This window comes from Chryseobacterium sp. Marseille-Q3244 (genome assembly GCF_940807095.1).
GTDB lineage: Bacteria > Bacteroidota > Bacteroidia > Flavobacteriales > Weeksellaceae > Chryseobacterium.
Window position 1 is genome coordinate 52674 of sequence record NZ_CALNWX010000014.1, and the last position, 23389, is coordinate 76062.

The 23389-nt window shown below is 33.7% G+C and carries 23 protein-coding genes; 4 read left to right on the forward strand and 19 right to left on the reverse strand.

The window, feature by feature from the left end; genetic code table 11:
• Positions 1 to 103: 103 nt before the first annotated feature.
• Positions 104 to 463 (forward strand): prevent-host-death protein, encoded by a 360-nt coding sequence (locus NBX25_RS19600; RefSeq protein ID WP_123856238.1) that lies wholly within the window; start codon positions 104 to 106, stop codon positions 461 to 463.
• Positions 464 to 1565: 1102 nt separating this feature from the next.
• Entirely contained in the window at positions 1566 to 2405 is an 840-nt protein-coding gene (locus NBX25_RS19605; protein WP_250255105.1) for a M12 family metallopeptidase, read from the forward strand.
• Between the two features lie 633 nt (positions 2406 to 3038).
• Here NBX25_RS19605 and NBX25_RS19610 read toward each other — a convergent pair.
• Positions 3039 to 3719, reverse strand: coding sequence for a MarR family winged helix-turn-helix transcriptional regulator (locus NBX25_RS19610; RefSeq protein WP_250255106.1), 681 nt, complete (start codon positions 3717 to 3719; stop codon positions 3039 to 3041).
• 262 nt (positions 3720 to 3981) lie between these two features.
• On the opposite strand from NBX25_RS19610, the gene NBX25_RS19615 reads away from it, so the two are divergent.
• The gene (locus NBX25_RS19615) at positions 3982 to 4287 is read left to right on the forward strand and encodes a hypothetical protein (protein ID WP_123911133.1); all 306 of its coding nucleotides are present in this window, start codon (positions 3982 to 3984) and stop codon (positions 4285 to 4287) included.
• 30 nt (positions 4288 to 4317) lie between these two features.
• On the opposite strand, the gene NBX25_RS19620 is transcribed toward NBX25_RS19615, so the two are convergent.
• Genes NBX25_RS19620 through NBX25_RS19645 form a run of 6 tightly spaced genes read right to left on the reverse strand, consistent with a single transcriptional unit; the run spans position 4318 to position 11594 of the window.
• On the reverse strand, positions 4318 to 4689 hold the full coding sequence (locus NBX25_RS19620) for a response regulator (protein WP_123911132.1): 372 nt from the start codon (positions 4687 to 4689) through the stop codon (positions 4318 to 4320).
• A 28-nt stretch (positions 4690 to 4717) separates the two neighbouring features.
• Positions 4718 to 5287, reverse strand: coding sequence for a chemotaxis protein CheB (locus tag NBX25_RS19625; RefSeq protein ID WP_123911131.1), 570 nt, complete (start codon positions 5285 to 5287; stop codon positions 4718 to 4720).
• Positions 5288 to 5298: 11 nt separating this feature from the next.
• The gene (locus NBX25_RS19630; RefSeq protein WP_123911130.1) at positions 5299 to 6129 is read right to left on the reverse strand and encodes a CheR family methyltransferase; all 831 of its coding nucleotides are present in this window, start codon (positions 6127 to 6129) and stop codon (positions 5299 to 5301) included.
• On the reverse strand, positions 6130 to 6495 hold the full coding sequence (locus tag NBX25_RS19635) for a response regulator (protein WP_250255107.1): 366 nt from the start codon (positions 6493 to 6495) through the stop codon (positions 6130 to 6132).
• 15 nt (positions 6496 to 6510) lie between these two features.
• Positions 6511 to 10113: a response regulator gene (locus NBX25_RS19640; protein ID WP_250255108.1), complete on the reverse strand. Its 3603-nt coding sequence runs from the start codon at positions 10111 to 10113 to the stop codon at positions 6511 to 6513.
• 5 nt (positions 10114 to 10118) lie between these two features.
• Complete coding sequence (locus NBX25_RS19645; RefSeq protein WP_250255109.1) at positions 10119 to 11594, reverse strand: hybrid sensor histidine kinase/response regulator; 1476 nt, start codon at positions 11592 to 11594, stop codon at positions 10119 to 10121.
• A 197-nt stretch (positions 11595 to 11791) separates the two neighbouring features.
• Between NBX25_RS19645 and NBX25_RS19650 the strand changes: the two genes are divergently transcribed.
• Positions 11792 to 12409 carry a Crp/Fnr family transcriptional regulator gene (locus NBX25_RS19650; protein WP_228412788.1) on the forward strand — a complete coding sequence of 206 codons (618 nt, stop codon included), beginning with the start codon at positions 11792 to 11794 and terminating at the stop codon, positions 12407 to 12409.
• A gap of 175 nt (positions 12410 to 12584) precedes the next feature.
• Here NBX25_RS19650 and NBX25_RS19655 read toward each other — a convergent pair whose 3' ends face one another.
• The 12 genes from NBX25_RS19655 to NBX25_RS19710 form a co-directional block, all read right to left on the reverse strand.
• On the reverse strand, positions 12585 to 12884 hold the full coding sequence (locus NBX25_RS19655) for a hypothetical protein (RefSeq protein WP_123911126.1): 300 nt from the start codon (positions 12882 to 12884) through the stop codon (positions 12585 to 12587).
• A 177-nt stretch (positions 12885 to 13061) separates the two neighbouring features.
• Positions 13062 to 14090, reverse strand: coding sequence for an alpha/beta fold hydrolase (locus tag NBX25_RS19660; protein ID WP_250255110.1), 1029 nt, complete (start codon positions 14088 to 14090; stop codon positions 13062 to 13064).
• Positions 14091 to 14277: 187 nt separating this feature from the next.
• Complete coding sequence (locus NBX25_RS19665; RefSeq protein WP_164464479.1) at positions 14278 to 14451, reverse strand: bacteriocin-like protein; 174 nt, start codon at positions 14449 to 14451, stop codon at positions 14278 to 14280.
• A gap of 259 nt (positions 14452 to 14710) precedes the next feature.
• Entirely contained in the window at positions 14711 to 15313 is a 603-nt protein-coding gene (locus tag NBX25_RS19670) for an NAD(P)H-dependent oxidoreductase (RefSeq protein ID WP_250255111.1), read from the reverse strand.
• 77 nt (positions 15314 to 15390) lie between these two features.
• Positions 15391 to 16215: a helix-turn-helix domain-containing protein gene (locus NBX25_RS19675; RefSeq protein ID WP_250255112.1), complete on the reverse strand. Its 825-nt coding sequence runs from the start codon at positions 16213 to 16215 to the stop codon at positions 15391 to 15393.
• A 598-nt stretch (positions 16216 to 16813) separates the two neighbouring features.
• Positions 16814 to 17041 (reverse strand): hypothetical protein, encoded by a 228-nt coding sequence (locus NBX25_RS19680; RefSeq protein WP_250255113.1) that lies wholly within the window; start codon positions 17039 to 17041, stop codon positions 16814 to 16816.
• Positions 17042 to 17277: 236 nt separating this feature from the next.
• Positions 17278 to 17577, reverse strand: a complete 300-nt coding sequence (locus NBX25_RS19685) for a hypothetical protein (RefSeq protein WP_250255114.1) — start codon at positions 17575 to 17577, stop codon at positions 17278 to 17280.
• Positions 17578 to 17669: 92 nt separating this feature from the next.
• Positions 17670 to 18173: a hypothetical protein gene (locus tag NBX25_RS19690; protein ID WP_250255115.1), complete on the reverse strand. Its 504-nt coding sequence runs from the start codon at positions 18171 to 18173 to the stop codon at positions 17670 to 17672.
• 35 nt (positions 18174 to 18208) lie between these two features.
• Entirely contained in the window at positions 18209 to 19186 is a 978-nt protein-coding gene (locus tag NBX25_RS19695; protein WP_250255116.1) for a hypothetical protein, read from the reverse strand.
• Positions 19183 to 21702: a M23 family metallopeptidase gene (locus NBX25_RS19700; RefSeq protein WP_250255117.1), complete on the reverse strand. Its 2520-nt coding sequence runs from the start codon at positions 21700 to 21702 to the stop codon at positions 19183 to 19185. Before NBX25_RS19700 ends, NBX25_RS19695 begins: the two co-directional genes overlap by 4 nt.
• A 19-nt stretch (positions 21703 to 21721) precedes the next feature.
• Positions 21722 to 22225, reverse strand: coding sequence for a DUF4280 domain-containing protein (locus tag NBX25_RS19705; RefSeq protein WP_250255118.1), 504 nt, complete (start codon positions 22223 to 22225; stop codon positions 21722 to 21724).
• A gap of 23 nt (positions 22226 to 22248) precedes the next feature.
• Entirely contained in the window at positions 22249 to 23331 is a 1083-nt protein-coding gene (locus NBX25_RS19710) for a hypothetical protein (RefSeq protein WP_250255119.1), read from the reverse strand.
• Between the last annotated feature and the right edge of the window lie 58 nt (positions 23332 to 23389).

Sequence of the window (23389 nt, forward strand, 5' to 3'; positions counted from 1 at the left end):
TCCAATAACGGATTATGTGTTATTCTGATTATGGGAATGATCTATTAACAAGGCTTTATTATTGGTATAATTAAGCCTAATTTTTACTAAAATTTAAATTATAATGAATTATAAGCTCGAGCTCAATACTCAGGAGCCTAACTCTAAAATTGTTTTTCACAACATCATATTTGATACATTCAAAATCAATATTGTTGAAAGATATATCGGGGCAATGAATTTCCGTCCGAAATTATCTAACGTTTTATTTAAAGTAAGAACCTTAGATAATCAACTCATTAACAGGAAAGATGGCAATATAAGAGTGAAAATTAAAGATGACAATTTTGAGACTTATCAGAAATTAACACAGGCATTAAATTCTTACGAATATAAAAACAAGCTGATTAACAGACAGGAAACGGATCAGAATTATGTACATTTTATATTGAGCCTGGTGATTACAAACTATAATCTTAATTAATAATTTTTGCAATTGATTTTTCATTGACTCTCTATCTGTTTGAGTCAATCTTATCAATTTATATTCTTCATGGGACTGTTTACGAACGTTTCCAATGATGACATCACTGTAGAATTCACAGAATTTTACCACTTAGATCATTTTGAGACTATGATACAATAAGCCTGGAAGCTTTTAAAAACTTCCAGGCCCTATTTATGCTCGATAATTCTTCATGAGACTTTTCAAAAAATGAGAACAAGTCCTGGTTCTCTAATTCCATTTTGGGTTTGATTCCCTCCTTCTCCTATCTCTTTTTTCTCCTTCAACTTATTTTCTTAAAAAGCAAACGAAATTCACAATATAACTTATTGATAACTCCAATTGCCCAATAACTTATTTTGTTTTAAATTTGCACCCGATTCTCATGTTTAATTTGAGTTTTCATGGTTATTAGTTTTTATCCTCGAAGTCATTCGAGGATTTTTTTATGCATATACCTTTCATTCTTGTAAGCATCAGAGATATGGAAGGATTATTTCAAAAAATAATCTTTAAGAATATGATTATGTCCACTTTGAGGAATATCATTTCTCTCCTATTCTATTAACAAATTCAGTACTTATAATTTCCTTTTCGGATCATCGCTGTTCTTTCCGGCGATCTTTTTAGGACAGTTTGGAAAATCAGGCTTTGGTTTTGTAGGTTGGGAATGTGTCCTTGAAAGAATTTTATTGTATTGGAACAACAGACGGTGAGCAGCGACGAAACAACATTACACTTAAACTAACAAATATCAATTTCACTTGACAAAAACACAAGAAAACGGAATTAATTTAGAGAATTTCACACTCGAAATAACCCCATATTTGGTTTAATTCACTTAATAATGATGTCAAAACGAGAACCTTTAAAATTAAAACGCATAATTTCGCATCAACTACATCCCTTTATTGAAAGGCAACACAGCTCAATGTAGTACCTGTGTAGACGTCCTAAAATTTTAATTTACAAAAGAAAATTTGAGAGAATCTTGTTTTTTATCATAGTTTTAATTCACACAAAATGGATTATTTATTTCTTCTACTTGTAAAAAACAAACCAACATAAAAATATCAGTATTATGGAATTACACAAGAAGATCTTATTAGGATCATTTATTTCAATGGCTATAGTATCATGTAATACTACAAATGACAACATAGAAGAAAAAAACCCACAAGAACCAGGAATCTCCATGCTGCAAGCCATATCCCCGGCAGATATCCCCGCAGGCTTCGAAAACACACACATGTGTAAAGATGTTTATCTTCCCGGACAGGAATATTCTCCAGGAACAGCTTCAAAAGGAGCAGTTGTTACCAGTAAAAAATGGCCGAATGGCAGTGTAATCACTGTAAGTCTTAATGGCGGAACCACTAAAGTTCGTAATAAAGTAATGCAATATGCTAATGAATGGTCCCAATATGCCAACATCAAATTCAATTTTATTACCAGTGGAACAGCACAGATCCGCGTTACTTTTACCGCTAATGCAGGGTCTTATTCATATATAGGAAAAGATGCTCTTAGTATAGCTTCCAATAAAGAAACAATGAACTTCGGTTGGTTTAATGACTCAACAAGTGATGCAGAGTTTAGCAGAACAACCATTCATGAATTCGGTCATGCTCTGGGAATGATTCATGAGCATCAGCACCCTTTAGCTGCTATTCCATGGGATAAGCCAAAAGTATATGCCTATTATGCAGGGGCTCCAAACTACTGGACTCAAGCTCAGGTGGATAATAACCTTTTTGCAAAATATTCAACGTCACAAACACAATATAGTGCTTACGATAAACTATCAATTATGCACTATAGCATCAGCTCAACACTGACCACAAATGGGTTCTCTGTTGGTAACAATACTGTTTTATCTCCTACAGATAAGCAATTTATCGCAACCGTTTATCCAAAATAAGAAATCTACTTATCTCATATATGAGTCTGCCTTGAGTAATTTCAGGGTAGACTTTATTTGTTTATATAGGTATAAAAGAACAACCTATAGCACAGCGGAAAATACATTTTCCGTTTATTTTCCATTAAAAAACTGTGACAGATTTACTATATTATATATTTGTACTCATTATGGATACAAACGAATTACGACTGGGAAATTTTATAATGGATAAAAAGATGAAAATATTGAATATGTATATCAGCTTTACAACCTAGGAGATCTGATATATATTAACGATATAGATCCAGACTGCTATGTACCTATTCCAATAACTAAAAGATGGATTAATCATTTAGGGTTTAAACCAATATCGGAAAGTGAAGACACACTCCATACTTTTGAGCGAGAAGGGTTTCAATTATGGAATAAAAACGGTGATTTTTCAGTGATCGCTTGTCTAAATAACGGGATTTCTTTTGAAGTAAAATATGTACATCAAATACAAAACCTTTTCTTCGCACTTAAAGGAAAAGAACTATAATAATATTCCATTTATAGTACGAGAGCTCTCATCTCATCATGATAATAGCCATATTTTCTAAATTACCTAATGATTATTTTGCAATACCGAAGTTGATATGACTAACTGAATTAGTTTCGTAGAAATGTATACTCATCATACACTGTATTGATAAGCTGGTCAGCATGGATGTTTCGTGAAAAAATGGGATAATGAAACCGATCTAGCTTATTAAGAATACGTATAAGATCCATCTTTTCTTTGTGGTTAAGATTTCCTGCAACAATGTTAGTAGCCTGACGAATTTTCTCCATTTGTTTTTCTAAAATAATCAGTCCTCTTTCAGAAATACGGATTAATTTACTGCGTTTGTCCAAATCAGAATCTGTCTGTTCAATAAGCCCCTGACGTAACAATCTTGCAATAATAAGCATCCCTACCGGTTTATCCTGAATATTTTTCTTGATCAGAGCCATCTTGGACATCTCTCCAAAAACCTTCAGATTAATTAGATAAATGAAATCTTCCTGAGTAGAAAATTCAGAATCTGATATGGCAGACTTTGAGTAAGTTTTCGCATATCGGTTAAGATGGACAAGCAATGTACTTATGGCACTTTCCGGTGTTCTTCCATTCTCCTTCCCTTCCCAATAAGGCTCTTCAGAATGATCTTCTTTCCCGGCATTCTCCTTATCAGAAATCCATGCTTTAACCCCTTGAATAGTTTCCGGATACAAACCGGGACAGACACGAATTTCTGTTTCAAATTCCTGAAGTAAGTCGATAAAATCTTTAATAAGCCTGTAATCCATTTTCTTTAAAATAGTTTACAAATATACCTAATTCTAGATTATAATTATTTACAGTATTTAGAGCAGCTATACACGTAGAATTTTGCCCTTTTTTTCAGTTCACTTAAAATGACATACAGAAATGACATACAACCTGGCTTTATTGAACAAAAGAGTATAAGTTTTGCAGTAATTTAAAGAACATAATTTCCCTATTTAGGATCCCTAAAATGTTATCTACGGCATAAAACTTGTTTAAAAATAATTAAGTAAAATAGTTGTCATGGACCGAATAGAAACCGAACCATTACATTTAAACAGCGATAAAAAAATAATTGATGAATACTTCAATTTAATTATTAAAAAGGAGTTGAATATAGATGTTAATGTCAACAATGAATATGTGGTTGTACAAAATATTGTCTCAAAAAAATTAATTTTAGCTAAAACTTTTTCGGATAGTGTTTTGGAAAATCCATCGCTTTACCTGTTATTAGCTTCTTTAATTCAGGATATCAACACTTGTTCTTTAACGAAAAGCCAGCTTACTGCAGCCATAGAGGACATAAAAAATCTCTCAAAACATTGAGAGATTTCATGGATTAATCATTGATATTTTTTATACCTTTTCTTTAATATGTTTTGCAACCATTTCTTCAAGATCATCAAGGTTAAAAGGCTTTGAAACATAATCATCCGCTTGTGCTTCCGATGCTAAAGCAACAATATCATTATTGGCCGTAACATAAATTACAGGAATATGCTTAAATGCTTCGGTGCTTTTGAGAAGTTTTGTGGCTTCCACACCTCCGATTTTTGGAATCCAGTTATCCATCAGAATAACATCCGGCTGATAGTCTGTCACTTTCTCAAGGATATCGTGTGATGTTTCTGATATTTTAACCTCATATCCGTTTTCTTCAAATATGATGGTGATTACTTCTAAAATAGCAGTATCATCATCAAAAATTAAAATCTTCTTTTTACTCATATTATTTAGATTATTTTATTCTGAATATTTATAATTGATTTATCCAACTCGCTAAACTTCTAGGCGTGATAATTAAATCATAATCAATTTCTTCTATGGCATGTTTTGGCATATAATCCACTTCTGCTGTTTCCGGATCCTGAATCCAAACCTTTCCATTGTACTTTTTAACATACTTCAATCCTTCTACTCCATCAGCATTGGCTCCGGACAAAAGGATACCAATCATATTTTCTCTGTAAATTTCTGCAGCCGACCTGAGCGTGACATCTATAGAAGGACGGGAGTAATTCATTTTTTCAGAGCTGTCTAGTGACATATTTTTATTATTCTCAAACAGCAAATGATAATCAGCAGGAACAATATATATTGTATTATCATTAACTTCAGTTTTATCCTCAACTTCTATCACAGGTATTTTTGTAAACTGTTGCAGTAAAGTGCGTAAAACATCACCTGATTGAGCCTTACGGTGTATCACAAGCAGGATGGGAGCAGGGATCTTATTGTCCAGATTTTTGATCATCTCTATAATGACCTGTAAACTTCCTGCCGACCCTCCGATAACAATTAATTCTGTATTGGTTTGTGATTTCATTGCAGCAATTATTAATGGTGATCAATTTTTTTCCAGATTTTCTGGTCTTCTACCTGATGATAATTTTTGTCAATAGTAGAAAATCTAAGGGTTTCTTTTGCTCCAAGTGCTAGAAAACCTAAATTTTCCAAGCTGTTATCAAAAAGCCTGAATACCCTTTCCTGAAGTTCTCTATCAAAATAAATCAACACATTTCTGCAGACAATTAACTGAAAACTATTAAATGAACTATCTGACACAAGGTTGTGGGTTGATAAAATCAATTTTTCCTGTAAGCTTTTATCAAACCTTACACTATCATAATTGGCAGTATAATAATCAGAAAAATCTTTTATTCCGCCGGAAAGTATATAGTTTTCAGAGTACAGTTTCATCTGCTGCAAAGGAAAAACACCAGCTCTGGCTGTTTCAAGAACAGCAGGATTCAAATCGGTACCATAAATCAGAGATTTATTATAAAGACCTGCTTCTTTCAGCAGAATGGCTATAGAATACGCTTCTTCACCAGTTGAGCACCCCGCAATCCATATTCTGATTAAGGGATAGGTACCTAACTGAGGCAGTATTTTCTCTCGCAGTGTTTTAAAAAATGAAGGATCTCTGAACATTTCCGTAACATTCACGGTTACTTCTTCTACAAAACGTTTTAAGTACTCAGCATCATTCATAATCGTATACCTGAGCTCCGCAAAACTGGTAAACCTGTCTAAAAGGCATATACGGTTTACCCTTCTTTTAAATGAAGCCCTGCTATAACCGGAAAAGTCATAGCCATACATATCATAAACATCTCTGATGAGATATTCTATTTCTTCATCTTTTACGATACTTGGTTCCAGCATCTATGAAAGTTTTTCTATTCCCATTATTAAAAGATCCACATCAATTGGTTTCGATACATACTCATCAGCTCCTGCTTCCAAACATTTCTGTCGGTCTTCAGGCATTGCCTGTGCAGTGACAGCAATCACCGGAATATGTTTTATTTCCTGGGTATTTCTTATCATTCTTACAGCTTCATAGCCATCTATTCCCGGCATCATCATGTCCATAAGAACAACAGAAAACTGAGGGTGGGACTTCAGAATTTCCAGGGCTTCCTGGGCCATTGTACAGGATTCAACTGCATATCCACGGGCTTTAAGGGTTAGCTTCAATGCAAATATATTGCGTGGGTCATCATCCACAATTAAGATTTTCTTATCCATCAGAATTTTATCTGTTTAACTTTCATACAACCAAACACGAAGGAGTGATAATAACTGATCAATATCTACAGGCTTTGAGATATAGTCCGAAGCTCCTGCTGTAATACATTTTTCACGTTCTCCAATCATTGATTTGGCCGTAATAGCTATAATAGGCAGTCTTTTAAATGCCGGCATTTTTCGTATTTCCTTTATTGTTTCATAGCCATCCATTTCAGGCATCATCATATCCATCAAAATAACGTCTACATCAGGATTGTGGTCAATTTGCTCAAGAGCATGCTTTCCGTCCATGGCAACAATTACTTCAACCTTATATTTTTCCAGTGCTTTGGTTAAAGAAAAAATATTTCGAACATCATCATCAGTAATGAGTACTTTTTTACCACTCAGAACTTCTGTTAAGGAGCCCAACATCCTGCCTGTATTACTTTCAGCCGAACTGTTTTTTTCTTCCACCAAATGTAAGAATAAACCTACTTCATCCAAGATTCTCTGATAAGAATGTGCTGTTTTTACAACAATAGAATCTGCATATTGTTTTATTTTAAGCTCTTCTTCTTTGGATAAATGATGCTCAGTAAAAATAATGATCGGCAGATTTTCCAGCCCCTCATAACTTTTAATTGATTCAATGATATGATAATCATTTCCTTTGGCACTTTCAATGTCCAGAATAACACAATCAACAAGATCGGAAGTCAGTGCTTTTACGCTGTCTTCCACATTATTTTCAACCGATAAGGAAATATTAAAATTACTCAGAAAATAGGATAATGCGCTGGCATGTTTGGCATTTTCCTCAACAATTAAAACTTTTTGAGGCCCTTTTTGTAATGCCTCTTCAATTTTTCTGAATACATCAGTCATTTTATCCAGAGCTACAGGCTTATTGATAAAGTCAACAGCCCCTTTCATAAGGCTTTCTTTTTTCACATGCAGAGCAGACATCATATGTACAGGGATATGTCTTACATGAGGATCGGCTTTCAATTCGTCCATTACTTCCCATCCATCTTTTACCGGAAGTTGAACATCCAATAAAATCGCATGTGGGTGATACTTCTGAGCAGCTGAAAGACCATAATCTCCCCTTACAACCACCACGCCCTTATAATTCTGCAAATGGGCATACTTCAATAATGCTTTTGCAAAATTGGTATCATCTTCAATAATAAGAATAATCTTATCTCCTTCCTGAATATTCTCTCTGTCATCCTCCACATCTTCAGGAATTTCCAAGTTGTTCAACAGAACCACTTCCCCTTCATCAAGAATGTTTTGAATTTCTTCAACATCTTCACGGATGATTTCTACCAGATCCTGATCTGTTTCAGAGTGAACAATTTCAATTACCGGATGTACAGGAATAATGAAACTGAATTCACTTCCTTTATTCAGTTCACTTTTCAGAACAAGCTCACCTCCCAAAAGTCTTGCAATTTCACGGCTTATTGAAAGCCCCAGACCGGTACCTCCAAATTTTCTTTTTGTAGATCCATCAGCCTGCTGGAAAGCTTCAAAGATAATTTTTTGTTTCTCCTCGGCTATTCCTACACCAGTATCTTTTACTGAAAATATAATAAAATTATCTTTTTCAGAATGCTTTTTGATATGTAAATCAATGCTCCCTTTTGTTGTAAACTTTAAAGCATTAGACAACAGGTTTCTTAATACCTGATCAATTCTAAGACGATCACTTTCAATAGCTTTCTGTACGTTTGAATCTATCTGGATATGAAATGGAAGGTCTTTCTCCTGAAATACTGGACTGAAAAGACTTTTCAGATCTTTCACAATTTCTTCAACGACTACTTCCTGGTATTCAAGGGTCATTTTACCGGATTCTATTTTTGCCAGATCAAGAATTTCATCTATTAATGTTAATAAACTGGTTCCTGAACTTTGAATAACTTTAGCAGATTCCACCTGATCTTCATTAAGGTTTTCATCCGGATTTTCTGCCATTAAACGCGATAAAAGAAGGATTGAATTAAGAGGTGTACGCAATTCATGAGACATATTGGCTAAAAATTCAGACTTATATTTAGTGCTGAGTGCCAGCTCCTCTACCTTTTTCTGAATTTCATTATTACGCTCGGCTATTAAATGATTCTTTTCTTCCAGCAATCTTGAACGCTCTTCCAGTTCTGCGTTGGCTTGCATCAGCTCTTCCTGTTGTACCTTCAACTCTTCTTCTGAGGCTTGAAGTTTCTGGGTCTGTGCTTCCAATTCAGTATTAAGGTTTTCAAGTTCAGAATGCTGCACTTGTAATTCTTCAGACTGCGCCTGGGTTTCTTCCAGTAACTGCTGTTCTTTTTCTCTTCCTTTCGCGGCATTCAGGGCTATTCCTATATTGATGCAGCATTCTTCAAAATAGTTGATTCTGTCTTCATCAAAATTAGAAGTAGATCCTAACTCAATGACTCCTATCGCATGTCCATCTGCAAAAACCGGTATTAGAATGATACCGTAGATCTTAATGGTACTGCTGGCAAAGGTTACTACAAAGTCATCTTCATGAAGATTATTGTAGACCTGCGTTTTAGCATTCATGAAGGCCTGTCCTACCATTCCTTCACCCAGCTCAAAAGTTCTTTTCATATTGGCTTCCAGACCAAATGCTTTATTGAGCCTTAAAATGCCTTCATCAAAAAGGTACAATGAACCATTGATGCAGTTTCCATACTCAATTAATTGATATAAAGCTTTATTGGAAACTTCCTGTACCGATTTATTTCCGACAAGGGATTCATTGAGCAAAGCAAGGCCCTTCTGACGCCAGTCACTTTTATTAATTTTATCAAAAGATGTTTTAAGCGACTCCGTCATATGATTGAGTGATTCTACAAGATCTCCCAGATCATCTTCCGAGTTATCCACTGCTTTCTCACTGTAATCACCGTTAGCTACTCTATTCGCTATTTTTTGAATGGCACTTACGCGGCGTGTCATTTCCTGATCTTTATCAAGTAGCATTTTTTCCAGTTCATCTCTTCGGATAAGGTCTGCCCGCATTTTAAAATAGAAAAATGCAGTTACCACTACTGCTGCTATTGCAGAAAAAACGATAAAAATAACCGTTGTTTCTGATGAGCGCGTTAAATCTTTATTTTTGATTTCAACCTGGCTTTCTTCATACTGTATAAAATCCTTTACAATTTTACGGCATTCATCCATGTAAGCTTTACCCGTGACGATCTGCTCCTGAGTCATTATAATGCCTCTTCGCCTATTTTCTACCAGATTTTTCAGATTATCCATCACCTGATTGACTGCAATTTTTAATCGTGCAAGCCTTTCCTGTTGATTTTTATCCTCTACTCCTAATGACTCGGCATGTACTAAAGATTCTGAATACTCCCGTACTCCGCGCTTGTAAGGCTCCAGAAAATCTTCCCTTCCGGTAAGCTGATATCCTCTGTTTCCTGTTTCTGCATCCAGCAGGGCCACCAGAATATCTTTAACGGCTGTCACAGAACGTCTGCTTTTAGAAAGGCTCTCCCGGTGATTCATTTGATTTTGGATACTCCAGTATGAAGCCACTGAGCTGGTGATTAAAATCAAAAGTGAAAGACCTATTCCAAATTGTAGATTTCGTATAATTTTTTTCGGCATGAAGTTTAATTTAATGGCAGGGTAAAATAAAATGTAGAGCCTTCATCTACGATACTGGAAACTCCAACGTTTCCATGATGTTGTTTGATGATTTCAGAGCATATAAACAATCCGATTCCCATTCCCTGGAATTGAAGTGAAGATTCTTCTACACGATAGAATTTTTTGAATACCGCATCCTGTTTAAAATCAGGAATTCCGATCCCAAAATCGGTAACATTAACTCTTACTTCCTGCGCTTCTTCATCTACAAAAGTGGTAACGATTACCTGATTATTATTAGGGGAATATTTGATAGCGTTTGTCAGGAAGTTAATGAGCACTTGCTCGATACGGATTTCATCCAAAGGAATTAAAATATCCGGTTTTATTCCGTGGCGCAAAATCTCTACTTTGCGGTCATCATGAGTCTGTTGTATGGTTTCAACCGCATTACTGATTACACTTTCCAGGTTTATCGGTTTTCTGTTAATTTTCAGTTTTCCATTTTCAATTTTCGAAACATCCAGAAGATCTGTAATGAGTGTATTCAGCTTATCAATCTGGCCCTGAACTTTTGTAACAAATCCTGCTTCGGGACTCTCTTTATCTAATTTAAGCTTTCTCTCCAATAACTGAACGTATGCTTTAATACTGGTTAAAGGAGTTTTTAATTCATGGCTTGCAATGCTTAAGAATTCATCTTTTTCCTTTTCTACTTTTTTCTGATCGTCAATATCAGTAAATGTTCCAACCCAGTTTTTAATACGATTTTCATCATATACCGGGGTTATCCTCAGTAAATGATAACGGTAATTACCTGAAACGATATTTTTAATTCTGACCTCTAATTCCAGTGCTTTTCCTTTTTTTCTGCATCGTTCCAATTCTTCCTTGATATCATGATCATCGGGATGTGTTTCAGGGAAATTCGGTTCAGCATCAGAATACTGATACCATTTACCATTAACAAAATCAACCGTCCCATCTTCATTAAGGGTGAATGCAATCTGAGGAAGCGATTCCAGCATTAAATGGAAGTGATCAATTTGGGATTTCATGGTCACTTGGGATTCCCGTCTTCCTTTCACTTCCAGTTCCAGATTCTGCTGTGTTTTTTTCATAGCAATATTCTGTTCCTGAAGGTTATAGAACGTTTTTACTTTAAGCAAAAGAATTTCGGGGTCTAATGGTTTGGTTACATAGTCCTTCGCACCGGAAGCATAGCCTTGTGTTATAAATTTTTTATCAGTATTGACAGCGGATAAAAATATAATGGGCACATCTTTGGTTTTGCTGTAATCAGCAAGTGTTTCTGCAACTTCAAAGCCGTCCATATCAGGCATTTGAACATCCAAAATAATTAAAGCATAATCATTTTTCAGTGCCTTACCAAGAGCTTCTTCACCGGAACCGGCTGTTTCTACCTGGAACCCCTTAGATTCAAGTAATTTTTGAAGTGAGTAAAGATTATTCTGGTTGTCATCAACAATTAAAATCATAGAGGTTAAAATCAATAATTAGTTACGGATATTTAAACTTCAAAAATACTCACAATATTTGAAAAAACAGTAATCTTTAAAGGTTTATGCATAAGGATTTCATACCACATTTTCTCAATAAAACATGAATGGCATAAGGATTGAAATTATTTATCGTATTTTAAAAATCTTTTCTAATTTCCAGAAAAATCATAAGTATGAAAAAAACAATAAGTTGTATGAATATCGATGAGAAAATGCTTTATTCATTCGGAGGTGAAAACATGACTTACAAGGCAAAAGAATTTATCTTTAAAGAAGGCGAACATTCGCAATATTATTTTCAGATTATCAGCGGAAAAGTAAAACTGAACACATTTACTGAAAATGGGAAAGAATTTATTCATAATATCTTAGGCAAAAATCAAAGTTTTGGAGATCCCCTCCTATTTATCGAAAAGCTTTATCCTACCAATGCCATAAGTTTACAGCCTACAGAAATTATAAGGACACCTAAAAATAATTTCATAGAAATGCTTAAGACTCACCCTAACCTTTCTCTTGAAATGAATATGTGTTTATCACAAAGGCTATATTATAATAGTTTAATGGTTAGCAATATGGCTTCATCGGATCCTATTCAAAGGCTTAAAGGATTATTGGAGTATCTTAAAAGCTATCATGATGGAGACTGCCAGCACTGTTTTCCTATAGAACTTACCCGCCAGCAAATTGCTGATCTTACCGGATTGAGGGTTGAAACCGTGATCAGAACTGTAAAAAAGATGGTAAATAGCGAAATGATAAAACTTGAAGGCCGCAGAATTTTATATTAAAGTTTTTAATAAACATAACGATCTCAAAATAAAAGTAGAAATCCTGCTCTCTGTTTATTACCATTTCTTTTTTGAGAATTCAACACTCAAGCCAAAGAAAATAGATTACAAATAAACTATAATTAACAAAAAAAAATGACCGGAAATTTTATTCCGGTCATTTATTAAACTAACATTAATTGGTTTTTTTTCTCCATTCTGCCTTTACATCTTCAGCTGCATCTTTTGTACTTTCCCAGGCTTCATCAGCCTTATCTTTAATATCCTCCCATGCATCTGAAAAGTTTGATTTCACTCTCTCCAACCAGTCTTCCTGGGTTGCCTCCTGATCATCATTCCTTTTTTCATTAATATAATCTTTGGCTTTATCCGCTAAATCACTGATCTTCCATTTCGCATTGTCAGCTGCATTTTTTAAAGTGTTTTCCGTTTGATCGACTGCATTTTCTGCCTTGTTGTAATCTGAATTATTCATAATATTATATTTAGTAATTGGTATATAAATAAACAATGTTCGTGCCTAAAAAATAAACATTATGTTAAAGTATTCTTAAAAATAAAATTCTTTTTGATTTTAGCTGATTGCTTATTTATCAAACAGACTTTTCTTATCCTGTACCTCAATAACTTACATCCTTTTGGGGGAAAGTGGCTATTTTTTTTCAATATTTTCAGATAGCAAAAGAATCTCTTTATTTATTGCATCTGCATTTTCTTTTTTTGTAATGATAGTACTATGACTTGCGTTCATAATGATTTGTTTTCCATTAGAAGAGAGTTCTTTTAGTTCTTTTTGCATGTCAAACCATAATTGAACTTGTTTTTCAGGGTCAATTCCTGATTTTCTGTATTTTTCTTTTTGGGATTCTTTATACTGTTCTGTAGCAGTAAATACCAACGCAGGTAATGAATCTAAATCCTTTGCTTTACCAGCACGCTTCAGTACATCATTAGTAAGACCATTCTCTCTTAAAAACATACGATAAACATCACCAGAATTATAAGTTAGCGATTGTGAACGGCCATACAATTCTTTGGGTAGACCATCCCCTTGATACGGTGTTTTACCAATTGTTTTGTTATAAATACCCAAAATACCTAAATCTGCAAGTATAGATCCTATTTTTAATAATTTTGCCTGCCCTTTAGGAACCAATTCTTTTTGTGCTAAGCGATTCCATTGTTCAGGATGGCTTGAATCTATAAATACGATTCCTTTGACTTCATTTGGATAAAGATCCCTAAATATTCTGCTGTAAGGCCCTCCCATAGAATGACCAACCAGAATGTAAGGTGGTTTTTCGCCAATTTTCTCTAATAATTCGTGAAGCTGATGTGCATAGAACTCAGGAGATATACGATCACTATTACTCGATTCACTAAACCATTTTCCATCTCTATCATACCGAATAACTCTCGTTTTGTTTTTCAAACCTTCTGCTACCCAATGCAGCATATCTGTATTGCTATGTGCTCCAGCTTCAATAATAATGGTAGGCAACGATTTCTTCTCACCTTCTACTCTCACATGAATGTTGGTTCCATTAACATTAACTAATTTACCTGGTGGAATTGGTTTTGAACTAAATAATCGGTAACATATCCCTGAAAACAATAATAATATTAGAATTCCTAATACAAGTTTACCAATAAACTTCAATATTTTCAGCGTTAATTTCATAGTTATTTTTAAATTTCATATTGACAATGGCGGAAATGCCGGGGCAGAATCTTTCAAATAAAATAAGCCTAAGGAATCTTTAGAATGGGCATCGTTATTAATTTTCCGGCAAATATAACAAAAAAGCCCTCTCAAAGAGAAGGCTTAATTTTGATTATTTAAACAGATAAACTGTAAAAGATGTCAATTATACTATCTTGGTAACAGGAACACACCCGCAAACACAATCCCAAATATCCATATCCGGATTACATTCATAAATAGAATCACATCTGTAGATATATCCTACTCTGCAATAAGTTGGACCAGCCCCTTTGATTGATTTCATACTGTCTCTTGTAATTTTCTTTAAATTTTTCATAGTTATTTATTAGTTTGTTAGTTTTTTAGAACATATCGTTCTTATTTCCAAATATAATTAAATAATATTAGCTACAAAATACTACGAAGATTTTAATTCTTCAAAAATATAAGAACATTATTATGCAGGCATTCTGAGGATACAAACAGAGCCCTAAAAAGGAGTTTTGCGACCGTAAAGGAGCAAATGTAGAACCTGATTGTTTATTAAAATGCAGCATTTGAATGTTTAATTAAGCTAATAAGATATCCCCTTTTATCTACGAAAATAATGAAATATTAGACTTGCTCAGGGAATAGGCATCAATTATTGCAGCTTTCCATGTTTCTATAATCTCTACTGTTGCACGGTCGGCACGGTCAAAGAAGAAATGCTGCTTGATGTCGAAGCCGCAATACGAATATATGCCTTTATCTGAGGTTAGTTTTAAGGCATTATCCATTCCTATTTGCTGATATTCCGTCTTTGATTTTCCATGCGAATTGATAATGTAAGCTGCCTTGCCAGTCAATAATCCTTTTTGTACACCATTATCATACCGATAGGCAAATCCATAGCTAAATACCCGGTCAATATAACCTTTCATAATGCCCGGCATTCCCATCCACCATATCGGATAAATAAACGTTACAATTTCCGCCCAGGCTATGTATTCCTGCTCAATTCTTACTGCTTCGTTAACGATGCCTCTGCGTTGCCCGTTAATATCTTCAAGGGATAATACCGGATCAAAATTAAGCTGGTATAAATCCCTGACTACAACCTCATGTTTTTGTTGTAATAGCGTTTCTTCAACCGTTTGTTTAAATAGATGATTTAAACTTGCCACATTAGGATGGGCATAAATAATAAGATGTTTCATTCTTTTTGTTTTTAAGTAATTGAACAAAACAAAAGTAGGATGCTAACAAACGGGAAAATTGTAAGAAAACGAAAAGGCTATTCAGCTGAAGCTTGGCAAATATCTTGTTGGAACCTAACAAAATGTTTAGGAGAAAGATTGATGAAATGCTTAAAGTCGTGGATAAGCTGGCTTTGGTCATAATATCCGCATTCATCTACAATTTCAAACCAGTCCACATTTTTCGATGACAAAAGAACCTGTTGTATTTTCCCGATTGCTTTTATAAAACGTTTGTACCGGCTGACTTCTTTAGCACTATACCCAAAATGTTTTTTGTGCATCAACTGTATATTCCTTTCCGTCTGTCCGGTTTCTTCTGCAATAGATTGGATTGGATTTAAGGTATCATCTTTAAAATTAGCCAGCAAAGCGGAAGTAGAGTCCTGCAATTTTAAATAGGGTCTGCAAAAATCAAGAATAAAATCTACTTTATCTGAAATGCCTATGATGCCATTTAAGTGATGCCACAAACAGGTAAAACAATTTTCTTCCATCGCTTCATCAGGATGTGTTGGTAGATGGTCAGAAAGAAATGCTTTACCAAAAAAGCGATAAAAAGCATCATCTTTAAAATTAGCAACTAAAATTTGAGCTCCGGGAGTAAGGGTATATTCAAAGGCAGACTTTATGGGACCAAGTACGATACACTTATCTATTTCAATTTCGTTTTGTACACTGGAAATCAGCCGGGCTTTAGTACCGAAATTGAAGACCATAATAGTCTGAAAGGATGGCAACAGGGTTTTCGTTACCGGGTCCTTTGAATTGTTCTCTGCAAAATAGAAATGAGAAAATACTGTCTCAAATTCTTTTGGAACAGGCAGTCTATAATTGTGATAGGTTTGATCGTCAGATTTCATTATTTATAGCTCATTAATTTGGAAAAAATAGATCAAACTAGATTAGGGGTTCATTTATTGTTCTTTCTGTACTGTTTTCCTCAGTTGTTACGAGCTTCCAGTTCGCGATAATTAACCAAATTTATAAAATTACATCTATTCTAATACCATTAATCATAACAATAATTTCTAGCATTACTAAACTTCAATGCTATGGATCAATAACGAAACTGCCTCAAGCCAATTTTGATGAATATCAACCTCTGTTCTAATACTTTCAATATTTAAAATTCTCCTATCTGCTTTTAATATCCATAGCAACTACCCTTGTATTTTATTGAGAACTTTCTTTAATTATCGTCACAATATTTGGGTTTTAAAACACTTTAAAATCTCTTAAAAAAGTTTTATTCCAGACACGAGCAAGATGCTCGCGCTAGCGAGAGAAGATAAAAATCAAATAGCTTATAAGAATAATATTTACTTTCATTTATTAATTTTTAATAATCAGAATTTTATTAAGCATCATAAAATAAATTTAGAATTAAATTCCCTTTTTCATCACACCATTTTATCCAAAAAAAAATTTTATTGTCATCTTCCACCATTAACTAATACTTTATAAAATCCATTTTCCTTCAAAAGATTTCCATTTTGAATGATCAGAAGTATATTTTAATATATCTTTTGATTTATATGTATTATTTAGTGTTAAAAAATCATGATCCTCATTTTTTTTAATCTGAGTCTGAACGGTTTCTTTTTTATCTGTTTTGTGATTATTAATATCTATCTTTTTATCAGTACAAGATAAAACTGATAAGCTTAACAAAATTTTTATATACATAATATTTTAAATGTTATTGAATAATTTTAGTTTCAATATTTCTCACAGTTTTCATATTACTTGCTCTTCTTTTGAATTTCTATTTTTTTATTTTACAAAGCTTACATTCTAACGTTTTTTATAATCTTTTAAAGTTGAGACAAAATTGTCTTTGACTGCTTTCTTTTTTGTGCAACAATATATAGACCTTTAAATTTATTTTCATTTTCCTCTATTTACCAATTCAAATGAACCAATTATTCTTTGACTATTTTACCAGCTGCATTAATTTTGAGTTTTTCAAAAGCTTTGAGATTAGGACCATTACCCTGATATTCTTCAATAATAAAACTAGGTAATATTTTGAAAGTAATAGGGTTTTCATCACCTATTAAACCTATCTCTTTGTAATCAATAATTACATTGTTTTTGGTTGTTACTAAAACAAAATATTCAGAATCACCCCGAAGTATTGAAATAAGTAGGTATAAAAAGTTTTCATCGGAATGTATCACAAGACCTTTATAAGTTTCAGCATCATAACTATTGTTCTTCAAAAATTCTATTAAAAAAGGTTTGAGTTCATAATTTGGATATTTGCTTTCAGAATAATCATCATTAAAATATTCATAAAAACTAAATGGTAAATTTACTTTTTGGGGTTCTTCTCCACAATAAATTTATTTTCATCTGATTTATTTTTATTATCTGATGAAGAAGTTTTAATTAAATTTTCACTAAATTCTATAAACGATCTCCGAGCTCCACTAGGTAGGGTTTCTAAAGCATTATTTTTTGTGCCTTCTAATATAATCTTACTGATTTTACCTGTCTGATCATAGAAAAATAAGTAAGTTTCATTATAAGTGTCTGATAACTGTTCATTAGTGTACATTTCAACCGTAAATTTCACTTTAAAAACAGAATTTTCTTTTTCGACATTATTTGCTATATAAGTCATTGCACAACCTCCACCACAACTCACAACAAACGATTTGTATTGAAGACTCTCTAAATAATTCGTTTTAGGTACTTCAATTTTTTTAGTTTTGACCTTATCTAGGATATCCTTATTTTGTGCATTTGTTTCTTTTTTACATCCTATCAATAGCACTATAAGGATGTTTAAAAAAATGATTTTATTTGTTTGCATTTTTTGAATTTATTAAAGCTCTTTTATGAACTTTATCACTTATATGCTTCCTTTTTCAAAATATAGGTTTTCTTTTTTCCATTTGTAAAACTCTCATCAATATAGGGACATTTCCTAAAATATTTATTATTATCAAAAGTAACAATGCCAAAATCTTTTGTTCTTTGTAATACAGCACTTTCATCACCGTATATAGAGCTGTCATAATATAATGCTAAATGATTATTATTTGCTGTATTAATTTTAAGCTTGTAATCTTGTGCTATTTGATATCCTTCAACATGAAAGATTACAGAGTCAGATTTAATAGTTAGTTTTACATCCTGCATATCCCTCCAATCATCACTTTTTTCATTTATTGTGAAACTATAAGTACCATTCCATTTGGCTGACATATTTATTTGGGCATTAATATCATTGTTTTCTTTAATGCCGATCATGTTATTAAGTTCTACCAGTTTGGTAATATTTTTTTCATCAGATCCATCAGTAATTATTTTTTCACTGATGAAGTCCCAATTTTTTTTCTCCTTATTATATAGGTAGTATGTTTTTTTATATGGGTAAATATAGCTAAGTGTTTTATTATCTAAATATTTTGGTGGAATATGTTCTGCAATTATCGCATAATTATCTAATTGAGGTTCTAATTTTTTTTGTATTATTTTATTTATTTCTGTAAAATATTTTTCATCAGGATCATCTTCTGCAATTATGTTATTATTTATATCAAAATCAAACCATTCTTTTTGGTTTTTAATATTATAGTTTATATAACTTATGACAAAACTCCCAATATTTCTATCCGAATGAGTTAATATTGGAAAATCTGATGTAGGACTCAGTTGGTATCCGTGAAAATATTTTTTATCAAGGAAATCTGGAATTTTTAAATCAGTATTTTTTTCTGTTTTAAGAATTATTTCATTGATATTTCCTCTATTCTTTTCACTCTGTTCCTTGCAGGAATTTAAACTCAATATTAACAATAAAATACCTATTGTTCTTATCATAATGTATTACCTTTTTTATCAAATTTAGATTTCATATAATTTTCGGGGTTTAAATCTGCCTTTATTTTGCATCTTTGCTTCCCATCACTTCCACCTTTAGTAGAATAACTAGTTCCTGCTTCAACATGTACATGTCGATATTTAATATCTACATGCATTGCATTTCCAGTGCTTCCTGAAAGCCCAATAACTTCGCCGTGTTTAACTTTTTGGCCAACTTTAACATTTACCTTTGATAAATGAGCATAAAAATGATATACAATTTTTCCTTCTTTATCTTTCGATTTAATTGTTATTGAGTTCCCATAGCTGGTTTTACTCTCATAGCCTTTAACATAGTCATCTTGCGGAAGATCTTTTCTAGTATGTACAACCTCTCCACACATCATTGTGTGGACTTTTGTTCCAACTACTGTAAGAATATCTGTTCCAGTATGATAATATTCTGACCCATCTGATCTTTTTCTTGGTTCGTTTCTGTATCTGTTATGATTTTTGATACCGCTTTGATCATTAATTTTAGGATTCTCTATTACATCATTGTACTCAAAACATTGTGAGCCATCTTTTGTACATGTATCATTAATAGTAGCTTTCTCTTTATTCACTCCACAAGTAAATTTATCTTCTTTTTTTCCATTTCCTCTATCATAAACTTCCTGCGCTACCATAGCGACTTCCCAAACATAAGTATTTCCATTTGGATCTGTATACTTTTTATACTTTATTTGTTTTCCCTTTTTGTTTGTTTTATATGCCCATTCCCATTCTCCTTTTTCTTTGAAAAATAATGGATTACTTCTATAAGCAGCTCCATGCAAAACTACATAATTTGGCTCACTTCCATGCCCACTTGCGGTTGGATATAATACGGCCAAGTACAAATCAGTTAAAGTTTTAAATTTATTTTTAAATCTATTTTGTGAGAGATGCTTTTCAACATAAAACATTTGTTCTACAAAAGACATTTTAATCAGTTTATCTTGTGTAGTATTAATGGTTACAGCGGCATCTTTTCCAAATTGAATTAAACCTACATATCCAACACCATTATCTATAGACGGTCTAAAGGTCTCGATTGTTTCCAATGCCATCACTGTCATTAACCAATTAGGGTCGATATTCAGGTTTTTGGCGACCTCAATAACTTTTTTTCTTTCATTACAACCAATGTTATTACCCCAGACTAGATCATACTGCTGGCAAATACAACTAGAAGGAGTTTTCCCTTGCTTCGGTTCCTTCACCATCACAGGACTATTCCCACTGGGTACTTCCGTAAGTTCGGCGTCTATTGTAACAGGCATCACGGGAGATTTTACAGAAGTATCATGATGGATCACTTCTATAAAATAATCCTGCCTTGCGCTGTCACTACCACCGTCTTTAGCCTTATCAAACATCTTTTTTGTAAGCTGTACATTATTGATGTAATTGTTGTCACCAATTAAAATACAATCTTTTTCAAAAATCATATCATGGGTCCATGTAAAATTATCCTCCTCCCATATTTTTACCTTCACTTTTTTGCCTTTCATCTCCTTGGCAACAATCTTTATTCTTACAGTAGTTCCTACTTTGGAAGAATGAAGCCTGTTGCCATTGTTATCTACAAATTCGGCACTAAGGATTTTCCCTTGCAGGTCATTACTTTTTTTTCCGCCTGTTGTTACGGGAAACTTTGGAGAATCAGGCTTTGGCCTGGGCTTCTCAGATTCAGGTATTGGTTTTTCCGGTGGGGGAGTATATCCGGTTGGCCACCGCCTTTGTCTTGGTGGTGTCGGGTCATAGGCAGGGTTAATTACATTTACGTTCGGGCTGGCTTTCAGTATACTTTTGCTGACGACATCAGCCGTTACATAATATTCGTGGGTGGCTCCCTCGTCTTTATCGCCTGATGCGGTGCGTGAATTAGCAATCAGCACGGCCATTGTGTAAAAAGGTAGCCTGAAAACAGCTTCTGCAATACCTTTTTCATTAACTCTGCCAAAAACAGGAATAGGATTGATCTTGTTGAAGGCGTTGATGATGGGATTGTGTCCTGCTCCCTGTGCATCATCTTCCCAAAGTGTAAAAGCGATCTGCATCCCGAACATCTCCACACAATACGCTCTTACTGTAATGGTGTCTTTATAGCTTATCTTCCTGCCTTTAGGAATCGGTTTGTAGTTGGCATCCAAAAGCTCTACTTTGGTTATTTTTGATTCTTTAGCCCTTTGCGGATGCACAAAAAGCTCCCCATAGTCTTCTCCCTGCCGTACGATAATTTTTATCCCTTTATGCAGCAGGCTTTTCTGTCCGAAGGTAAAGGGTACCATTTGACCTTCTTTATCACTCCCCCCTTTTCGCCAGCCTGTTTTGGTCTCTACCATGACTTCCCAATGCGTTTTTGGGACTTGTAAAGGATTCTTAAGGAGTTTGAAAGGGTTCAGCAGCTCGTTGACCAAAGAAACAGAGTACATTTCTTTTTGTCCTATCAGAGGTTTATTGTTTCCGATGATTGTTAATTTTCCCATATTTGTGTTTGTGTGTTTTTTATTCGCAGATGTTTAAATCTTCTTCCTGTTCATCCTGAAATTCTTTATAGTCAAGCAGCGGGTTTATATTATATTGCTGTTTTGGATCTGCATTCCTGACATTCTGCTGAGTGATCTCCGCAGTTTGGCCATGCTCTTTTATCATAATTTTTCCACCCGATACACACATGAGTTCAGAAAGTTCTGTAATACAACTTTTGTTCAGTATTTTAGTCTTCTCATAGGGATTTTGCCATTTTCCTGCGGGAGCAAAAGCACAGGGCAAATAGCCTCCTGAGCTTGGTTTTAACTTGCATTGTCCAAAGCTGGGACCAGGCGGAGTAAATTGGATATCATCTTCTGTAACGGCTAAATAATCGGATTGTCCCTCCTTATGATTCCAATAGTGTTTTAGGTGTGAGGTTACTTTAAACTGAGGAAACTTATTCCCTTGATTGCATTGGGCTTTTCCTTTTTGTACCACGAAATATTTACCTTCGTGAGGGGAAGTATTTTCTGACATCGTATTGTGTTTTTTGGTGTTTCTCAAATATAATAATTATTTGGAATTTTTTCTAATGAAAAATCTTCACTTATAGTGCTACCACCTCTGAAACATTGAAATCTGGCTTCTATCTTCTGCAATGAGCATTTTTCCCTGTTGAAAATATACTCTGCGAAGTGTTCACAATCTATAGACTTCCCGGTTATTTCAGTATTATCATCATAATGAGAATGCTCCAGGTATAAATCTTCCAGGCTCCTATTGTCCACAGAAATACCTTTTTGTAGAATTTTAATCCATTCATCATCTAAAGAATCTTTAGGAACTAATGTATTCTGAAACTCAAATCTTATGGGTTGAGCCTCAAAAATCCACGGATAAAAATCATAGTAAATTTCCGAATCAGTCCATCCTTCTAATTTGGTTCTATAAAATTCACCAAACATAAAAGTGTTCAGCAATGTATTTTTAAACTTCTTGGAAATCGTTTCTGGATTCGCTACAACATCTTTTATTTTTTCGATATAACCAGAGGAATATTGATCCTGAAAAAAGTTTTTTATAGCATCTAATTCAGAAATAATATCTTCAGTTTTCTTTGTCAGTACTACATCCATAAGTTTTCCATCAATATCTATAACATATCGAATGGGGTAAATAGTTTCTATGCACATTTGGGCAAGGGCATCCGCTTTGGTATCTGAGGTATCTTCATTCCGTCTGAAATCAAATGCGGAAAAAAGAAAATGATAATACCCATTTTTTATACCTTCAAAATGCAACCGGATTTTGTTATCATACTTTGTAAGGATTATATCATCAGAATAGGTGGTCTGTGTAATTTGATAAGTTCCCACCCAAAGTTTAAACTCAAAAGGAAATCTACCGTTAACTGGAAAATTATAGAAGCTTTTGTTCTCTTCCCGGATCTTCTTATTGATCTCAAGAACTTCCTGTGATGATGGAATATAGAGTTTCATTCCCCGGGTAAGATCACCCTCAAAACGTTCAGTTAAAGAGCAATTTTGATTGTGATATTCCTTTAAATACTCAGGATTTTCAAGCTGTAGCTCACGACAAAGCTCAACAAGGGATTGTCTTTCCTTGACATAATAAATTATCATTCGATCTGTGTTTTTATGATACAATGATAAATAAAATTGTTCAAAAAAACATAGGGAT